This window comes from Alloalcanivorax mobilis (genome assembly GCF_002864685.1).
GTDB classification, from domain to species: Bacteria; Pseudomonadota; Gammaproteobacteria; order Pseudomonadales; family Alcanivoracaceae; genus Alloalcanivorax; species Alloalcanivorax mobilis.
The window spans coordinates 52,135-67,729 of record NZ_NMQZ01000010.1 but is presented as its reverse complement, the minus strand read 5'-3'; the positions used below and the strand labels follow the sequence as shown (position 1 = coordinate 67,729).

Genomic DNA, 15,595 nt, shown 5'->3' with positions numbered 1-15,595 from the left:
AAGACAAACCCAAGGGAGACTCACAATGCTTTCGCCGCAAGACGACCTGATTGGCCATCAACTTCCGACCACGTTCAATCACGTCGTTTCCAGCGATGATCGCTGGACAGAACGTTACTGGTACACCGGCGCGCCAAAGGATTCTGGTGACATGATGATTGATCTGGGCCTTGGCTGGTACCCGAACAAGAACCTTATGGACGTATTCGCCGGAGTGACGGTGGACAACGTTCAACACTCGTTCCGGGGTTCGCGGAGGCTGGGCAATGCGCCGTTGAAAACTCGTGTCGGGCCGCTGCGTTTCGAGATCCTGGAAGGTCTCAAACACCATCGTCTGGTTCTCGAGGAGAACGAATCCGGTCTCACTTTCGACGTGCACTGGCACGCGAGCTTCAAGGGGGTGGAAGAACATCAAAGCTTTCGACGCAAGCGCAACCGCGTGGAAGAGGATCTGACGCGAATGACACAGTTTGGCCGCATGGAGGGCTGGATCGATCTGAATGGGCGCCGTTTTCAGGTCACGCCGGACAACTGGTATTCGCAGCGCGACCATTCCTGGGGCGTGCGTTCGGTGAGTCAGACCGACATGGTTAGTGGGCAATCGCTGCCCGATTACAAGGGCTTCTTTTGGTTCTGGGTGACCTACCAGTTCGAAGACTTCGCACTATCCATGTTTTTCAAGGAGCGTGAGCCGGGTAACCCGTTCTTTCTGTCCGCGTTGGAAATCGATAAGAACGGCGTTGAGCGCCATATTGATCATGTCGATCACGACATCGCTTGGGCGGACGACCCGCTTGGCCAGACCTGGTCCGGAGGCACGCTTGATCTGCACTACCGGGATGGCAGCCGGCGCCGACTGACGCTGCATCCGATGCCGGCTCGCTTTTTCCTTAAAGGCGGTGGCTACGGTGGCCATAACGGTTGGAATCATGGTGACGATATGGGGCAAGAGCATAGCGATCACTATGTGTGGAATCTGGACGATGCCGAGGTGCGTCGTCAGATCCGTCAACTCGGTGATCATTTCACCAAGGTGGAATGCGATGGCCAGACCGGTTTCGGCGTCAGCGAATACGGCGTCGCCAAGGGCTACCCAAAATACCAGATTGCTCAAAAGCATGTGCCGATCTGATCGATCACGGTGATTTCGGGAGGAAATGCAATGCGTTTTACGTCTTGTTTGACCCGGGCGGTGCAAACTCGGGCACAGTATACAGCCACGATTTACAGGGACCGTGAGCGCAGTTGGGCCGAGGTAGGACAACGAGTGGCACGGCTGGCCGCCGGTTTACAATCCCAGGGCATCCAGCCGGGCGACCGGGTGGCGATACTGGCACTCAACAGTGACAACTACTTCGAAGCTTTCTTTGCGGTCGCCTGGGCCGGCGCCGTATCGGTGCCGATCAATACCCGCTGGGCACCGGCGGAGATCATTTACGCACTGGATGATTGCAGCCCGCGTCTTCTGTTATGCGACGAAAACTTCGTGGGGCTGGTGCCGCGGTTGCGACAGGAGACCGCTGCCGGCATTGAGTCAGTGGTCTTCATGGGCGAGGGCGAAACGCCGGCGTGGATGGCGGACTACGAAAGCTTGATCGCGGAACACGAGCCGGCCGCCGACGCCGGCGGCGAGGGCGAAGAGTTATGCAGTATCTGCTACACCGGCGGCACCACCGGCTTCTCCAAGGGAGTGATGCTGTCGCACACCAACCTGTTGTACGCGGCCGTTAACTGGATTGCCTCGCTGCATTTCACCGAGGAAACCGTTTTTATGCACTCCGCCGGCTTCTTCCATATGGCCGGATCGATTCCAGCCTTCGCGTTGACGCTGGCCGGTGGAACCCATGTGTGCCTGCCGAAGTTCGACGCTGAGCTGGGCATGCGGATCATTCAGCGTCACAGGGTAACGTACTGTCTGTTTGTGCCGACCATGATCAACATGATGTTGAATCACCCGCGCTCGCAGGAGTTCGATCTGTCCAGCCTGCGTTATATCGAGTACGGCGCCTCTTCGATGTCGGAAAGCGTACTGGCGGCGGCGTTGGAAAGGTTGCCTGATTGCACCTTCATACAAGGTTACGGCCTCACTGAAAGTACCGCACTGTCGTTGTCACTGCCCTGGAAATACCACTTTGATTCCGAGCACCAGTGCAGTAAGCGAGTGGCCACTGGCCGGGTCGCTTTCGGCATGGAAGTACGTATCACCGTGCCTGGTGGCGGAGCCGAGCTGCCGCGCGGCGAGCATGGCGAAATTTCATTGCGTGGACCGCAGATCATGCTGGGCTACTGGAATCAGCGGGAGCTGACGGAAGCGGCCTTTTGTCATGGCTGGTTATGCACCGGTGATGGCGGCTATATGGACGAGGACGGGTTTGTCTATCTGACCGACCGCGTCAAGGACATGATCGTCAGCGGCGGTGAGAACGTCTATTCCCGGGAGGTCGAGAATGCGGTTTATAAACACCCCGCAGTGAAGGACTGCTCGGTAATTGGCATTCCCTCGGAGGAGTGGGGTGAAGCGGTTCATGCCGTGGTGGTGTTCAAGGAAGGCGGCTCCGCTTCCTATGAAGAGATTCTGGAGCACTGCCGGTCCTATCTGGCCGGTTATAAATGCCCCCGTAGCATGGAGGTTCGAGACGCTTTGCCGCTGTCCGGCGCCGGCAAGCCCCTGAAGGCGGAGCTTCGTGCGCCCTATTGGCGAACCGCGGAAACCGTTTAGCGGCAAACGCCACCGCTCGCCAGCGAGAGAGCACATGGATCGCTCTTGGCCAGCCATTCACTAACCCGGAGTCCCCAGATGCCTTTACCGGAACCCGTTGAGCGCAGCTGTAGCCATAAAAGGGCGCTTCAGTACCAAAGCTATCTTCGTGACGATGCGCTCTGGGACATCGAAGCGCGGATCACCGACTCGAAATACTTCGACTATTACGATTTGACCCGGGGGCGGCTGGTGCCGGGGGACTTTATCCACGACATCGCCGCCCGAGTGACCATCAATGACGTGATGGACGTGACGGATATTGTTTATTCAATGGACGCCGTCCCCTACCGATTCTGCCAGGGTGGCGGTAGCAACATCAGTCGGTTGATCGGCGCCAATCTGTCCCGTGGCTGGCGTCGCAGCCTGAATGAAGCGTTGGGTGGTACCTGCGGATGTACCCATCTCAAAGAAATGTTGTTTGGCGTTGCCACGGTCGCGTTTCAGACCCTGTCATCGCATCGCGAGAACCGCTCAAGCGAAAGCAGCATGACTACGGGGGATATCACCGAACGACCCTTTTACATCGACAGCTGTTATTCCATGGCGGTCGATAGTCCGGTGGTTCGTCAGTTTTATCCCCGGTTTTATGAGAAAGGTAAGCAATAAAATCAGGCCACCGGGCGGCCGGTGATTATTTGCATGAGCTATTCGCGCCTCTGGCGCGCTTAAAAAGGTCGCCAAGACCATAAAAATAATCAAGAGGAGAAAACGATGAAAGGCGTTCGCGTAGTTCTAGTAGCCCTCGCTCTGTCCGCTGCATGGCCCACTACCCAGGCCGCGGAAACCCTGTTCGTATCACAATGGTTGCCGAAGAGTAATTCAATTTACGCTGCGGTGGATGACTGGCAAAAGGCGGTTACCGAAGCCACCGACGGCAACGTACGATTCAACGTTCTGCCACAACCGGTCGCCAGCCCGGCCGATCATTACAATGCCATCCGCGATGGTCTGGCGGATGTGGGCGTCGCCGTGGCCGGGTACACGCCCGGGCGGTTTCCGTTGACCAAGCTGGTGGAAATGCCTGCCAACACCCATACCGCGGAAGCCAGCTCGGCGGCGTTCTACAGGCTCGTTAAACGAACTCCGGTGATGCAAGCGGAGTTTAAAGACGTGAAGATTCTCGCGCTTTTCGTGCACGGGCCCGGCCAGGTCTTCAACACCCGCAAGCCGATCAAGAGCATGGACGATCTGCGGAGCCTCAAATACCGGGTCGGCGGTGGCGTCGTCAGTGACGTGGCGCAAGTACTCGGCGTAAACGCTTCGCAGAAGCCGGCCACCGAGTCCTATGAGCTGATCGCCAATGGCGTGGTCGATGGCGCCTGGCTGCCAATGGAATCTCTGGAAACCTACAATCTGATGGGTCTGATTAAGTATGTCACCGCCTTTCAGGGAGGCCTTTATAGCTCCGCCATGATGGTGGTGATGAACAAAGCACGCTGGAAAGACCTCAGCGATGAGGACAAGCAAAGCATTCAAGCGCTCTCGGGGGTGCCTTTCTCCCGCGATCTAGGTCGCCGGCTCGATGAGCGTGATACCAGGGCGCGCGAGCACGCCGTCGAGGCCGGTATCCAGGTCGATCCGGCGCCCCGGTCGTTGGTACAGGAAGTGGGTCAGCGTTCCACGGCACTGTTGGATAACTGGAGAACGCTGGCACGCGATAAAGGTATCCAGGATCCCGACGCGGTGATCCAGCGGTATCGAAAGGATCTTGAGCAATGACTATGTTGCGCCGTCTGCCTGCCTATCTGAATCGGTTGCTCTTGCTGGTATCGGGTTTGGCGCTGTTCACCTTAATGGTACTGACCTTTACCGATGTGCTCGGGCGCAAGTTCTTTCAGCCGATAACGGGCGCCCTGGAGGTCAGTGAAATGCTGATGGTTATCCTATTGTTCACGGCGTTGCCGGTGGTGTCCTGGCGCGGCGATCACGTGGGCCTGGACCTGGTGGATCATTTCTACCGGGGCTGGCTTGACCGGCTGACCCGCTCATTGGCCGACTGGGTCAGCGGCGTTGCCTTGGGCCTGTTAGGGCAAGCGTGCTTTGTTCTGGCGGCGCGCACACTCGGCGATGGCGACGTCAGTTCCCATCTGCGCATACCGATTGGCTGGTTCATCTATTTGATGGCTTTCATGCTGATGTTGACCGCCGTGTTATCGATCGTCCGCGGCGCCATCGTTTTATTGAAGGGGCCGCAAGCCATGAAGCCTCTGCTGTCGTCGCAGGAGTCGTCACTCCTTGACCTTGCCAATAGAGGTGATTGAATGACCGTTTCGCTTATTGGTTTTCTGGTCGTTTTTCTGCTCATGGGGCTGCGGGTGCCTATCGCCATCGCGATGGGCCTGGTGGGCTTCGCCGGCTTGGCTCTATTGAGAAGCTGGGATGTCTCGTTGATCAGCACCGTGCTGGTAATCAAGAGCACGGGGTTTTCCTACACTTTGTCCGTTATTCCATTGTTCCTTCTAATGGGCAATATCGCAGCGCGAGCCGGTATGGCCAGCGAGCTTTTCGAGCTGGCAAGGTCCTTTTTAGGCCATCGTCGAGGCGGTATCGCAATGGCCGCGGTCGGTGCCAGCGGCGGCTTCGGAGCGATCTGTGGTTCTTCTATCGCGACCACCGCTACCATCGCTAAGGTGGCTTACCCAGAAATGCGAAAGCTGGGCTACTCGGAGAAACTGATCTCGGGGACCATCGCTTCAGGCGGAACATTGGGCATTCTTATCCCGCCGTCCACCATCCTGATCATTTACGGCATTCTCACCGAAACCAACATCGGGAAACTGTTTGCTGCTGCGTTCCTGCCCGGCCTGCTTAGCGTCGTACTGATGTGCTCGATGGTGGCATTTTGGGCCCGGTTGCAACCCCAGGTCGCGCCGAGAAGCGCTCGACAGCCCTGGTCGGTTCGGCTTCGCGCCCTGCGCAAGGTCTGGGGGGTGGTAGCGTTGTTCTTGTTGGTGATTGGCGGCATCTATGGCGGCCTCTTTACCGCCACCGAAGGCGCGGGTTTCGGTGCATTTGGGACCCTGGCATTGGCAGTGGGGCGGCGCCGCATCGGCTGGGCAGGGTTGGCGGAAGCGGTCAACGATTCCACCCGCACTACCGCGATTCTGTTCGCCATCCTGATGGGGGCGCTGATATTCGGTAATTTTATCAATTTCACCGGTATGCCGTGGCAGCTTCAGCAGTTCGTTGAACAGTTTTCGGTCAACCCGACGGTCGTCGTACTGATGATCTGTGCGATCTATTTGCTGCTCGGCTGCGTGATGGAAGAATTATCCATGATCATGCTGACGATTCCGGTATTCTTCCCAATCATCGTGGCGCTTGGGCTGGACCCCTATTGGTTCGGAATCGTCGTCGTCATGGTGGTGATGATCGGCATGATCAGCCCGCCGGTGGGGATGAACTTGTTCGTGCTCAGTTCAATCACGCCAGGGCTGTCGATCAAGACGATTTATCAAGGCGTGATTCCGTTCATCGCGGCGTTGCTCAGCTCTTTGCTAATCCTTATTCTGTTTCCCGACCTGGCTACATTGTTAACCCGCTGGGTCGCGTGAGTACGGAGGGTCCTCGGCCTTCCGGACGCGACGAGCATCAAGACGCGGCTACGGAACAGACATCTGGTTTAGCGGAAAGCGGGTTCTTGAGATTGTGACTGGGCGGCCCCATTAGGGGCGCGGGACAAGGGTGGTGCCTACCCCTCAAGCCCTCCATGGCCGCCGTTTGTTTGGCCGTCCCGGGTCAAACAGCTCTCTGCAGGCACCACCCTTGTCCCGCACGGCAGTGAGCACCCAGGTGACGGGTTGACTCACAAGTTCGGAGGCGTTGGTAATAACGCCGTTAGAGCCCGTGGCGGTTGGGCGCCCTCAAAGCGGAACTGTGTGGGTTCCTTCCGCGTCCCCAGGCGGTGGCGATTCAGCACGCCGGTTTCCCGCCAAAGCGCAATGAACCAATAAAAAGGACCGGGTTAGCGATGTTCGCTTCCCCAGGCCCGCTAGCGCGTTAGAAAGAATAACTGCCGCTCGGGACGTCGCATTTTGCAGGTCGTCGCCAGGGCGGTTTGCTGCGCCTCGAACTTATCGATGGCCTGGAAGTTTAGGTAATCGTTACGTTCGAGCCCGCACTTAATGGGCCAGCGCATCGGTCCACAGACGTCCACTCATGTTCGCTCTAATCCAGGAAGTAAGTGTAGGTTATGGGATAGGTTTATAGGCTAATGTCGGTAAAAACCCTACAAATCAAACCTAACACACCCTTGCATCATGAGTGCGCGACCGTAAAGGTCTTGCTTTCCCATACGCGTGGTGTCGCCTCCTTTTTGAGAAGCACGGGTGCCATCGAGGAGGGATAGGGGGGATGTAGCCGGGCAGAATCAAGTACTGGGGGCCGGGTTCGATTGGGAGGGCGACATAGCGATGTTGTCGCTTCTTTCGGACGGCGGCCGAACGAGGCTGCGAAATTAGACATATCATCTTCCAATCAGTAAGCTTGTCGTCGCTTTCGGCCCACCTGAGCGCGTGGAGGGCCTCCTGCTTGTATCGCTGGCTCCCCTGTCCTTTATCTTTTTCGCGGTTGTGGTTTGCCGGCGTTGTTATTTTTTTCGTCAGCTGACGCTATCGATTCAGAGGGGGAAATGCGTGGCATTCCACTTTTCGAGCGCGAACCGCTGCATGCCCAGCCGTTCGCCACCAGTGATTCATCTTCCCGGGTAGCATCCCCAGGTTTCTCGCCGTAGCGTTGCGCGTGTCTTTACAACGGCTCGAATGCCCGGTGCTTTGCCTGCGAGCTTGTGCTTGCGACATCGCTTCTCTGCACGCCGCGTCTCTTTTGGTCGTTCTCGTTATGTGCTTCGGACATGCGGGGCGGCGTTTGTGTTCATTCTAAGGAGGAATGTGTCGTTTTGAATAGCGATTCTCTCTATCAGTTTTCCGCTTTCACCGTAATACTTCTGATGCTGGCCTTTTATGGCGGCACCTATCTGATGACCCTTGGTATTCGCAAAAAGAACGAAGACGCGGACGCTTTTATGGTGTCCAACCATCGCGTCGGCTTCGGTATCGGCGCGGCGAGTATGACAGCCACCTGGATTTGGGCGGCGTCGTTCTATGCGGCGGCGACCTCTGGCTATACCTATGGTGTTTCGGGGCCGATTCACTATGGGTTGTGGGGCGCGCTGATGATTTTGTTCATCTATCCTTTTGGGCGCCGCTTCCGCAAGCTGGCGCCCAATGCCCATACCCTTGGGGAGTTGATTCATGCCCGCCACGGCAGTTCCAGCCAGCTGATTCTGGCGCTCTCCAATGTTCTGGGTAGTGTGATCAGTTTGATGGTTAATTTCACGGCGGCGGGGGCGCTGGTCTCGGTTCTTTCGCCGTTGTCGTTCCAGAGCGGCGTGGTTATGGCCGGCCTGGGCGTGCTCCTTTACACCTTATGGTCCGGCTTTCGTGCGTCGGTTTTGACCGACTTCGCTCAGCTGGTGGCGTTGATGGCCATCGCCGTGGTGATCATTCCCGCGGTCTTTTTCGCGATGGGCGGGCCTTCCGAGTTGGTGGCGGGATTGGATAATCTGACCGCGGAGCAGGCCAACTTCTTTTCCACTGATGCGATTCTCAATCAAGGCGCGCCGTTCTTTGTGGCGGTGTTGGCTTATGCGATTGGTAACCAGACTATTTCGCAGCGTCTGTTCGCGGTGGACGAATCGCATATCAAGCCAACGTTCCTGACCGCCACCGTAGGCTACGGCGCGATTGTGATCGGCTTGGGGATGATCGGGTTGATGGCGCTCACGCTCGGGGTCGAGCCGCTGAACGGCGAGATGAACAATCTTATTCCTCAGATGGTGTCCAGCTACTTGTCGCCCGTGTACATCGCCTTGTTCTTCATTCTGGTGATCGGTTCGCTTTCGTCCACGGCGGATTCCGATCTTTCGGCGTTGTCCGCGATCATGATGGCGGATGTCTATGGCAAAAATATCGCGAAGGGTAAGGCGGATCCGAAGCGGATGTTGTTGGTGGGCCGGGTAACGATGATCGTGGCCACCGCCGTGGGTATCGTATTCGCGAGTTTCTCGTTGGATATTCTGGTGATGCTGGTGTTCGTGGGGGCGTTGTGGGGCGCGATCGTCTTTCCGGTGATCGCCAGCTGCTACTGGAATCGAGTGACCAATAAAGCGTTTACCGTTTCCGTCCTGGTTTCCATGGCGATGTTCTGCCTGGCGCGTTTCGAACTGGTGCCTTTGACGGGCGCGGGCGGGCTGCTCTTTGAGTTGTTGGCCAGCGTTGGTGGTGGGGTGATCATCGGCCTGATGACGTTCGGCTTTCTCGGCCGCACCGTAGGTTTCGCGGCAGGCATCATCGCGATGCTGGCGATGTTTGTTTTTGCGACCGGTTTTCTGCGCGATTACACCGTTCTGTTGGCCTCACTGACCGCCTACGGCACCAGCACTTTGGTTTGTGTCGTGATGAGTCTGATCAGCCGCGAGACGCCGTTTAACTTCGATACCATTCGTGAGCGCGTGGGCAATTACGATGGAGAGAGCGCCGCGAACGGCGCGACGCCGTCGCAATCGGCAACGGCGAGCACGGCTTCCAGATCTTGAAGTCTTATACGCACACGGTCGTTCAGCGCGACGACATCTGAAAGGAGACTCAGTCTATCATGACGATTTTATTCGGTTTCTATGTATTGATCTGGCCCGCTCTGACGTTGGGCGTTCTGGTGCTGATATGTCGCGCGGTGTTGCTCGACCGGCGTCAGGCGCGTAAGGAGAACCGCGAACTGGTGTGACCCAGCAAAAAGGACCGCCCGCTCAGCGGCGCGCCTGCAGATACATCTTAAGCGCGACGGCATTGTTGTGCTCGGTATCGCGGGCGGCGTAGAGCAGGGTGAGAGTGCGCTGGCCGCTGTTGTCGAGCAGGGCGTTGACCGCCTCCGAGCGGTCGCGCAGTTCGGCGTGGTATTTCTGGTAAAAGGCGGCCCAGCGCTTGGGATCGTGGCCGAACCACTGGCGCAGCTCCTTGGAGGGGGCCAGGTCTTTGCGCCAGGCGTCGGCGTGGAGGTCTTCCTTGCGCATGCCGCGCGGCCACATGTGGTCCACCAGCACCCGATAACCGTCGTCGTTTTCGGGCGGGTCGTAGACCCGTTTGCATTGGATACGTGAGGGCGTTGTCATGGCGGTGCTCCCAATGTTGCTGAGCTGTTATGGCGGGTTCAAAGCCTGGCGTGCTTCCTCGATCAGGGTTGTGATTCTCTCGCGGGCGCTGGTCAGGGCGTTGATCCGCGAGCAACTCTGGCCGGCGTACAGGGCCATGTCGTCCAGTTCACCGGTGGCGTCGGCCAGCGGTGAATCGGTGGAAAAAAGATAAACCGGTTTGCCATCTTGTTCGCCGATGATCTCGGCGATGCCGTTTGCTTTCAAGTCATCGTATTCGCCTCGTGTGACGCGGTTGGTCAAAACGCGCACCGGGGCGTCTTCGTGCCAATTGCGATTGAAGCGGCGGGTGTGAACGGTGTCTTCGGCCCGCGCCTGGAGCAGACGGAATTTATGGTGATCGTGGGCGTTGGATTCGTGGGTGGCGAGAAAGGCGCTGCCGAGGCTGACGCCCTGAGCGCCCAGGGCGAGGGCGGCGGCCAGGCCACGGCCGTCGGCGATGCCGCCGGAGGCGACCACCGGTACCGGGCTGAGCGGCACCAGGTCCGAGAGCAACGGCAGTATGCCGGTTTCGCCGCGCACGTGGCCGCCCGCTTCATACCCTTGGGCAATCAGGACATCCGCGCCCGCGCGAAGGGCCCGTTCCGCGTCCTGACGGTGGCCGACCTGATGAATCACCCGAATGCCTTCGGCTTTGAGGTGACGAACCAGGTCGTGGTCGACCTCCCAGAACAGCGCCATCCAGGGCACGGCCTTGCGGATGCAAAGGTCGACCTGAGCGTGTAACAGCGTCCGCTCGGTGGCGGCGGGGATCAGGTTAATGGCGAAGCGTTCCACGCCTTCGCCGCGCAGCGCGTCGATCTCCCGTGCGATCCGTTCCGCCGGTTCACGCACCATGCCGAGCACGCCGAAGCCGCCGGCATGGCTGACCGCCGCGGCGAGCCGATGGCGGGCGACGCCGCCCATCCCGGCCAGCATGATCGGCCATTCGCAGCCGAGAAGATCGCACAATGGCGTGTGCAGGGCGAACCGGCGATTCACCATTGCCAGATCTGGTCGGCTTGTTCGTAGAGGTCGGCGATGGCGCGGCGGGAGACGGGCTGAACGCCGTTTTGCAACGCAAGATGCGCGAGCCCTCGTTCTTCCAGGTCGTCTTGTACCGCGTAAACCGGCACGCCGCTTTCCACCAGGTTGGCGATATCGCGCGGCACGTTGGCCGGTTGTGATTGCTGCCAGCCGGCCACCGCGAGCGCTGGTTGACGCTGCCGGGCCACGGCGTAGTACACACCGTGGCCGCTGAGCAGCACCATCAGGTCACCGCCGGCGCCACGCATTGATTGAGTGAGCCAGAGGATGGTGTCGTCCTGTTCTTCGGTGGTGGTGCGGAAGGCCTGGTCGATCACTTGCAGTACTTTCATGATTACCTCGTGCCGATGGTCAGGGTATTGAGGGCTTCGCTGGCGTAGCGCCATAGATCCGGCGGGCCGCCACGGCCGCAGCCGTCGATGACCTCGTTGACGCCGCGTTCGTCAACGCACAGGCCGCAATTGATCCACTCGAAGCTGAGCCCCTTTTGTTCCGCTTTTTGTTGCAGGGCGGCGATCCATTCGCGGGTCAGGGGGTGATCTTCCTCGCCGGTGTCGCGGCCGTGCACGGCGTTGCCATGCTGCTGCTGGCGGGCGAACGCCAGGGCCACGGCGCCTTCATAAGCGAATACCCGCACGCTGGCGTTTTTTTCCAGCGCCGCGTCGAGCAGGCGAAAAAAAGTAACCGTACGTTCGCTTTCGAACGGCGGGTCCATGAAGGCGAACGTCAGAAGTGTGTTGTCGCTCATGAGGGCTCCTAGTTCCAGATCACTTTGTGGCCGTCGAGGAGGGCGTCGATGGCCAGGGACACATCGCCGATTTCCACCGCGTCTTTCAGGTCGCTCTCTTGCATTTCCCGTTGGCGGAGCGAGAAGCCGTCGGCGATCACCGGCACGCCCCATTCCAGCAGCCGGTCGAAGACCGGTGAGCGCGCGGCTTGGCGCGCTGGCGTCACACCGTTTTGTACCAACAGCAAGGTGACGTCGTGACCGGCGTCGTAGAGGTCGCCAACCAGTTCGTATTGTCGGGCTGCCCGGGTCTCCGTGAACGGGTCCTGGCTTTGTATGAACAGATAATGGGACATGATCGACTCCCGCGATTTATAAATGGGTCAGGGCCACCGGGGTGGTGTCCAGCCAGTGTCGGCGCATCAGGAAATCCCCGAAGTGTTCGCCGCTGTGCCGCGCGGCGGCGAAATCCTCTAGCATCGGTGCCAACAGCCCGAGGAATTGTTCTTCGTCCACGTTGCCGGCATAGAGCCGGGCAAGGCGGTCGCCGTGAAAGCTGCCGCCGAGATAAAGGTTATAAAGGCCCGGGGCACGCCCGGTGAGTGCGATTTCGGCCAGATAGGGGCGGGCACAACCGTTCGGGCAGCCGGTGAGGCGCAGGGTAATGGGCGTGTCCGCGACGTGGTATTGCGTCTTGAGGCGTTGCAATACGTCCAGCAATCGGGGCGTATATCTCTCGGCTTCGGCCATCGCCAAACCGCAGGTGGGCAGGGCCACGCAACTGAGCGTGTGGGCCGCCTGGCTGTCGGGGCGCAGCCGCCAGGAAAGACCAAGATCATCGAGCCGCCATTGAACCTGTTCGCGCTCATGGTCTTCGACGTGGGTCAGTTGCACATTTTGGTTGGTGGTCAGCCGCAGGCGGCCACCGTATTGCTGCAACAGACCGCTGATCTGGCTGCGCAAGGCGTCGTCGACGCGGCCGCTTTCCACGTAAAGGGTGGCGTGCCAGAGGCCGTCATCGCCTTGCTGCCAACCGAGCCGGTCGCCGTTGTGTTGGAAGCGTTGCGGGCGGGCCGGCTCCAGCGGTACGCCCCGGCGCCGGGCCAGTTCATCGAGAAACCAGTTCAGGCCAAGTCGGTCCAGGGTGTATTTGAAGCGGGCGCGGTGACGATCCTTGCGGTCGCCGAAGTCACGTTGAATGGTCATTACCGTTTCGGCGAATTCGGGCGCTTGATCGGCATCAATAAAGCCGATTTCCTCGGCCAGGCGTGGGTAGCTGTCCTCGCGGGTATCCAACTGGCCCATGCCGCCGCCCACGCAAACGTTGAAGCCGTGCAGCTCACCGTTGTCGACCACCGCGATCAGGCCCAGATCCTGGCCATAGACGTCGATGTCGTTGATCGGCGGCAGGGCGTAGCCAACTTTGAATTTGCGTGGCAGATACAACTCGCCGTAAACCGGTTCCTCACTGGCGGCATCATTGCCCGACGGAGTTTGTTGATACCAGATTTCCGGGTAAGCACGGGTTTTCGGAATCAACCGGTCGCTGGTGGCCCGGGCCAGTTCCGCGACCCGGCGGTGAGCGTTGGAGAGAGACGGGTTGGCGCCACAGACCACGCCCCGGCTGTCGTCGCCGCAGGCGGCGATGGTGTCCAGGCCGATATCGCGAAGGCCCTGCATCAGGGCTCGCAGTGTGCGCTTGCGGATGCCATGCAACTGCACGGTCTGGCGGGTGGTGATGCGGATACCCCGTTCCGCATAGCGCCGGGACAGATCGTCGATGCCCCACCATTGCGCTTTCGTGAGTACGCCGCCGGGAATGCGCATGCGAACCATGAATTGATGGATCGGCTCCAAATGCCGCTGGCGCCGGTCCGCGCGAACATCGCGATCATCTTGTTGATAGATGCCGTGAAACTTCATCAGCAGCGGGTCGTCACCGGGCACCGCGCCGGTCAGCGGGTCCGCCAGACCCGTGGCGATGTCGCCGCGCAGGTGACGGCTGCGGGCCTTGAGCTGTTCGTTGTCGTTCAGCGTTGCCAGGGGCTGGGTGAGATCGGATTGTCGGTCGATCATGATCGCCTCCTAGTACAGGTTGCGGTGAAGGCGTTTGGCCTTCGACAGTTGTTTCCAGTGGCCCTGGCCCAGTTGGCCGTCCACACGCTCTTGCAAGGCCTTTTCGACCTCGGTGAGGCGGGCTTTGTCGCCACACAGGTAGAGGTGGGCACCACGGTCCAGCCACCGCAGCAGCTCGTCGCTCTGTTCCAGCAGCGGGTCGGCGAGAGCCCGGCCCGGGTGCTGGTCCTGGAACACGGTGTCGATGCGTTCCAGGTGACCATCGGTGCGTGCCTGCTGCAGTTCCAACTGGTAGAGGAAGTCATCTTCGAAGTGGTGTTCGGCGAACACCAGCCAGCACGGCGTGGCACGGCTCTCGGCGGCCAGCGCTTGAAAGAAGGCCCGGTAGGGGGCGATACCGGTGCCCTCGGCGATCAGAATCACTGGCAGGTTGGCATCGTCGGGCAAACGAAATCGGGTATTGGCATGCGGGTAGAGCCGGACGCTGTCGCCGGGCTGCAGATCGAGCAAGTAGCGCGACGCCACACCGGTTTCGCGGCGGCCTTCGAAATCGTACTGAAACCGTTTCACGGTCAGGTGCAGTTCGTCGTCGATGGCGGCCAGGCTGTTGGCCACGTCATAGAGCCTGGGCTGCAAGGGGCGAAGGGTGTCGACCAGGGTCTGCGCGTCGGGGTGGGCGGGATAGCGGCGCAGCAGGTCGAGCACCTGATGCCGTTTCAGAAAAGCCCGCTGCTCGGCGGTGCCGGCTTCCACCACCGTGGTCAGTGTCGCATCACCGGTGAGTTCGGCCCAGCTCTTCAGGAAGGCGCTGCCGGGAATGGTCAGATCGCAATATTGGCGCAGCGCTTGTACCAGGGGCAAGGCTTGTTCTTGCACCGTCACCGGCTCCTCACCGGAGAGCTCGAGGGCGTCGAGCACCGCCGCCACTTGCCGCGGCGGGTTGTCGGCGAGAATACCGACCGCGTCACCGGGTGCGACGGTAAAGGCGGGGTCATCGAGCGCCAGTTCGAGATGATGAATCGGCGCCTGGCGGTGCGCGCCACTGAGGTTCTGATTCACCAGCACCTCGGTGGTGAGAGGGCGGGCTTTGCTGTAGCCGTCCGCCACGGCCGGCGCCGCCGGCGTGGCGCTGGCCGGGGTGGCTTGACGTGACTTGGGCAAGCTCTCCAGCAGCCGCGCCATCCAGTTCTTCGCGGGGTTTTGGAAATCCACGTCGCAGTCCTGGCGGTCGATCAGCCGTTGCCCGCCCAGGGCTTCCAGGCGCGCGTCGATCTCCTGGCCGGTGACACAGAAACGTTCATAACTGCTGTCGCCGAGGGCCAGTACCGCGAACTTGATGCCTTCCAGCGTCGGGGCCTGCTCGCCCATCAGCGCCTGGTAAAAATCGACGATCGGCTCGGGCGGGTCGCCGTCGCCATGAGTGGCGGTGATGATGACCAGATACTCACGCTTGGCGAGCTGGCGAAGACGAACCTGGCCGAGATCCTGGGCTTGCGCATCGATGCCTACTGCCCGGCACTGTTCGGCCAGACGGTGTGCCAGGGCGCGGCAGTTGTCGGTTTCGGTGCCGAAGCCGATCAGCACCAGGTTGCCAGCGCTGGGAGTGAGGGTCGGGTTGTCCGCCGGCGCGCGGGCGGCGAGGTAGCCGCTCAACCAGAACGCCTGACGGTCATCGAGACCGTCGAGAAGTTGATGAATCTGTTTCCAGTGAGGGGCGGAAAAAGGGTGCGCCAGAGCGTGCGCCGTCATAGAGCCGGCTCCATGGTGAATCCAGTGCGGGGCAGTATGGCGGGCTGCT

General features: G+C 59.9%; 15 protein-coding genes. 8 read left to right on the top strand and 7 right to left on the bottom strand.

Features of this window, described 5'->3' with window-relative positions; all coding sequences use genetic code 11:
- The first annotated feature begins 25 nt into the window (after positions 1-25).
- The 8 genes from CGS25_RS07675 to CGS25_RS19200 all read left to right on the top strand — a co-directional run bounded on the left by CGS25_RS07675 (position 26) and on the right by CGS25_RS19200 (position 9,544).
- Positions 26-1,132 (top strand): hypothetical protein, encoded by a 1,107-nt coding sequence (locus CGS25_RS07675; protein WP_101675109.1) that lies wholly within the window; start codon positions 26-28, stop codon positions 1,130-1,132.
- 30 nt (positions 1,133-1,162) lie between these two features.
- Entirely contained in the window at positions 1,163-2,719 is a 1,557-nt protein-coding gene (locus CGS25_RS07670; RefSeq protein WP_101675108.1) for an acyl-CoA synthetase, read from the top strand.
- Between the two features lie 78 nt (positions 2,720-2,797).
- Positions 2,798-3,367: a DUF2889 domain-containing protein gene (locus tag CGS25_RS07665; RefSeq protein WP_101675107.1), complete on the top strand. Its 570-nt coding sequence runs from the start codon at positions 2,798-2,800 to the stop codon at positions 3,365-3,367.
- 105 nt (positions 3,368-3,472) lie between these two features.
- Complete coding sequence (locus CGS25_RS07660; protein WP_101675106.1) at positions 3,473-4,480, top strand: TRAP transporter substrate-binding protein; 1,008 nt, start codon at positions 3,473-3,475, stop codon at positions 4,478-4,480.
- Positions 4,477-5,022 (top strand): TRAP transporter small permease, encoded by a 546-nt coding sequence (locus CGS25_RS07655; protein ID WP_101675105.1) that lies wholly within the window; start codon positions 4,477-4,479, stop codon positions 5,020-5,022. The genes CGS25_RS07660 and CGS25_RS07655 overlap by 4 nt, the downstream gene beginning before the upstream one ends.
- Complete coding sequence (locus tag CGS25_RS07650) at positions 5,023-6,315, top strand: TRAP transporter large permease (RefSeq protein WP_101675104.1); 1,293 nt, start codon at positions 5,023-5,025, stop codon at positions 6,313-6,315. It abuts the gene before it with no gap.
- Between the two features lie 1,343 nt (positions 6,316-7,658).
- Complete coding sequence (locus tag CGS25_RS07645; RefSeq protein ID WP_089032626.1) at positions 7,659-9,356, top strand: sodium:solute symporter family protein; 1,698 nt, start codon at positions 7,659-7,661, stop codon at positions 9,354-9,356.
- Between the two features lie 59 nt (positions 9,357-9,415).
- Positions 9,416-9,544 carry a putative transporter small subunit gene (locus CGS25_RS19200; protein WP_232802312.1) on the top strand — a complete coding sequence of 43 codons (129 nt, stop codon included), beginning with the start codon at positions 9,416-9,418 and terminating at the stop codon, positions 9,542-9,544.
- Between the two features lie 22 nt (positions 9,545-9,566).
- Here the strand turns inward: CGS25_RS19200 and CGS25_RS07640 are convergent, their stop codons facing one another.
- Genes CGS25_RS07640 through CGS25_RS07610 form a run of 7 tightly spaced genes read right to left on the bottom strand, consistent with a single transcriptional unit; the run spans position 9,567 to position 15,546 of the window.
- Positions 9,567-9,929 (bottom strand): DUF488 domain-containing protein, encoded by a 363-nt coding sequence (locus tag CGS25_RS07640; RefSeq protein ID WP_089032625.1) that lies wholly within the window; start codon positions 9,927-9,929, stop codon positions 9,567-9,569.
- A 27-nt stretch (positions 9,930-9,956) separates the two neighbouring features.
- The gene (locus CGS25_RS07635) at positions 9,957-10,952 is read right to left on the bottom strand and encodes an NAD(P)H-dependent flavin oxidoreductase (RefSeq protein ID WP_089032624.1); all 996 of its coding nucleotides are present in this window, start codon (positions 10,950-10,952) and stop codon (positions 9,957-9,959) included.
- Positions 10,946-11,326: a DsrE family protein gene (locus CGS25_RS07630; RefSeq protein WP_101675103.1), complete on the bottom strand. Its 381-nt coding sequence runs from the start codon at positions 11,324-11,326 to the stop codon at positions 10,946-10,948. Before CGS25_RS07630 ends, CGS25_RS07635 begins: the two co-directional genes overlap by 7 nt.
- 2 nt (positions 11,327-11,328) lie before the next feature.
- Entirely contained in the window at positions 11,329-11,742 is a 414-nt protein-coding gene (locus CGS25_RS07625; RefSeq protein WP_101675102.1) for a DsrE/DsrF/TusD sulfur relay family protein, read from the bottom strand.
- Positions 11,743-11,750: 8 nt separating this feature from the next.
- Complete coding sequence (locus CGS25_RS07620) at positions 11,751-12,077, bottom strand: DsrE family protein (protein WP_101675101.1); 327 nt, start codon at positions 12,075-12,077, stop codon at positions 11,751-11,753.
- A 16-nt stretch (positions 12,078-12,093) separates the two neighbouring features.
- Entirely contained in the window at positions 12,094-13,797 is a 1,704-nt protein-coding gene (locus CGS25_RS07615; RefSeq protein ID WP_101675100.1) for an NADPH-dependent assimilatory sulfite reductase hemoprotein subunit, read from the bottom strand.
- 9 nt (positions 13,798-13,806) lie between these two features.
- Positions 13,807-15,546, bottom strand: a complete 1,740-nt coding sequence (locus CGS25_RS07610) for a diflavin oxidoreductase (RefSeq protein WP_101675099.1) — start codon at positions 15,544-15,546, stop codon at positions 13,807-13,809.
- Positions 15,547-15,595: the final 49 nt, after the last annotated feature.

Bases quoted from the DNA above. Each gene is read 5' to 3' on its own strand.
- CGS25_RS07675 (WP_101675109.1), top strand. From the start codon at position 26: ATGCTTTCGCCGCAAGACGACCTGATTGGCCATCAACTTCCGACCACG.
- CGS25_RS07670 (WP_101675108.1), top strand. From the start codon at position 1,163: ATGCGTTTTACGTCTTGTTTGACCCGGGCGGTGCAAACTCGGGCACAG.
- CGS25_RS07665 (WP_101675107.1), top strand. From the start codon at position 2,798: ATGCCTTTACCGGAACCCGTTGAGCGCAGCTGTAGCCATAAAAGGGCG.
- CGS25_RS07660 (WP_101675106.1), top strand. From the start codon at position 3,473: ATGAAAGGCGTTCGCGTAGTTCTAGTAGCCCTCGCTCTGTCCGCTGCA.
- CGS25_RS07655 (WP_101675105.1), top strand. From the start codon at position 4,477: ATGACTATGTTGCGCCGTCTGCCTGCCTATCTGAATCGGTTGCTCTTG.
- CGS25_RS07650 (WP_101675104.1), top strand. From the start codon at position 5,023: ATGACCGTTTCGCTTATTGGTTTTCTGGTCGTTTTTCTGCTCATGGGG.
- CGS25_RS19200 (WP_232802312.1), top strand. From the start codon at position 9,416: ATGACGATTTTATTCGGTTTCTATGTATTGATCTGGCCCGCTCTGACG.
- CGS25_RS07640 (WP_089032625.1), bottom strand. From the start codon at position 9,929: ATGACAACGCCCTCACGTATCCAATGCAAACGGGTCTACGACCCGCCC.
- CGS25_RS07635 (WP_089032624.1), bottom strand. From the start codon at position 10,952: ATGGTGAATCGCCGGTTCGCCCTGCACACGCCATTGTGCGATCTTCTC.
- CGS25_RS07630 (WP_101675103.1), bottom strand. From the start codon at position 11,326: ATGAAAGTACTGCAAGTGATCGACCAGGCCTTCCGCACCACCACCGAA.
- CGS25_RS07625 (WP_101675102.1), bottom strand. From the start codon at position 11,742: ATGAGCGACAACACACTTCTGACGTTCGCCTTCATGGACCCGCCGTTC.
- CGS25_RS07620 (WP_101675101.1), bottom strand. From the start codon at position 12,077: ATGTCCCATTATCTGTTCATACAAAGCCAGGACCCGTTCACGGAGACC.
- CGS25_RS07615 (WP_101675100.1), bottom strand. From the start codon at position 13,797: ATGATCGACCGACAATCCGATCTCACCCAGCCCCTGGCAACGCTGAAC.
- CGS25_RS07610 (WP_101675099.1), bottom strand. From the start codon at position 15,546: ATGACGGCGCACGCTCTGGCGCACCCTTTTTCCGCCCCTCACTGGAAA.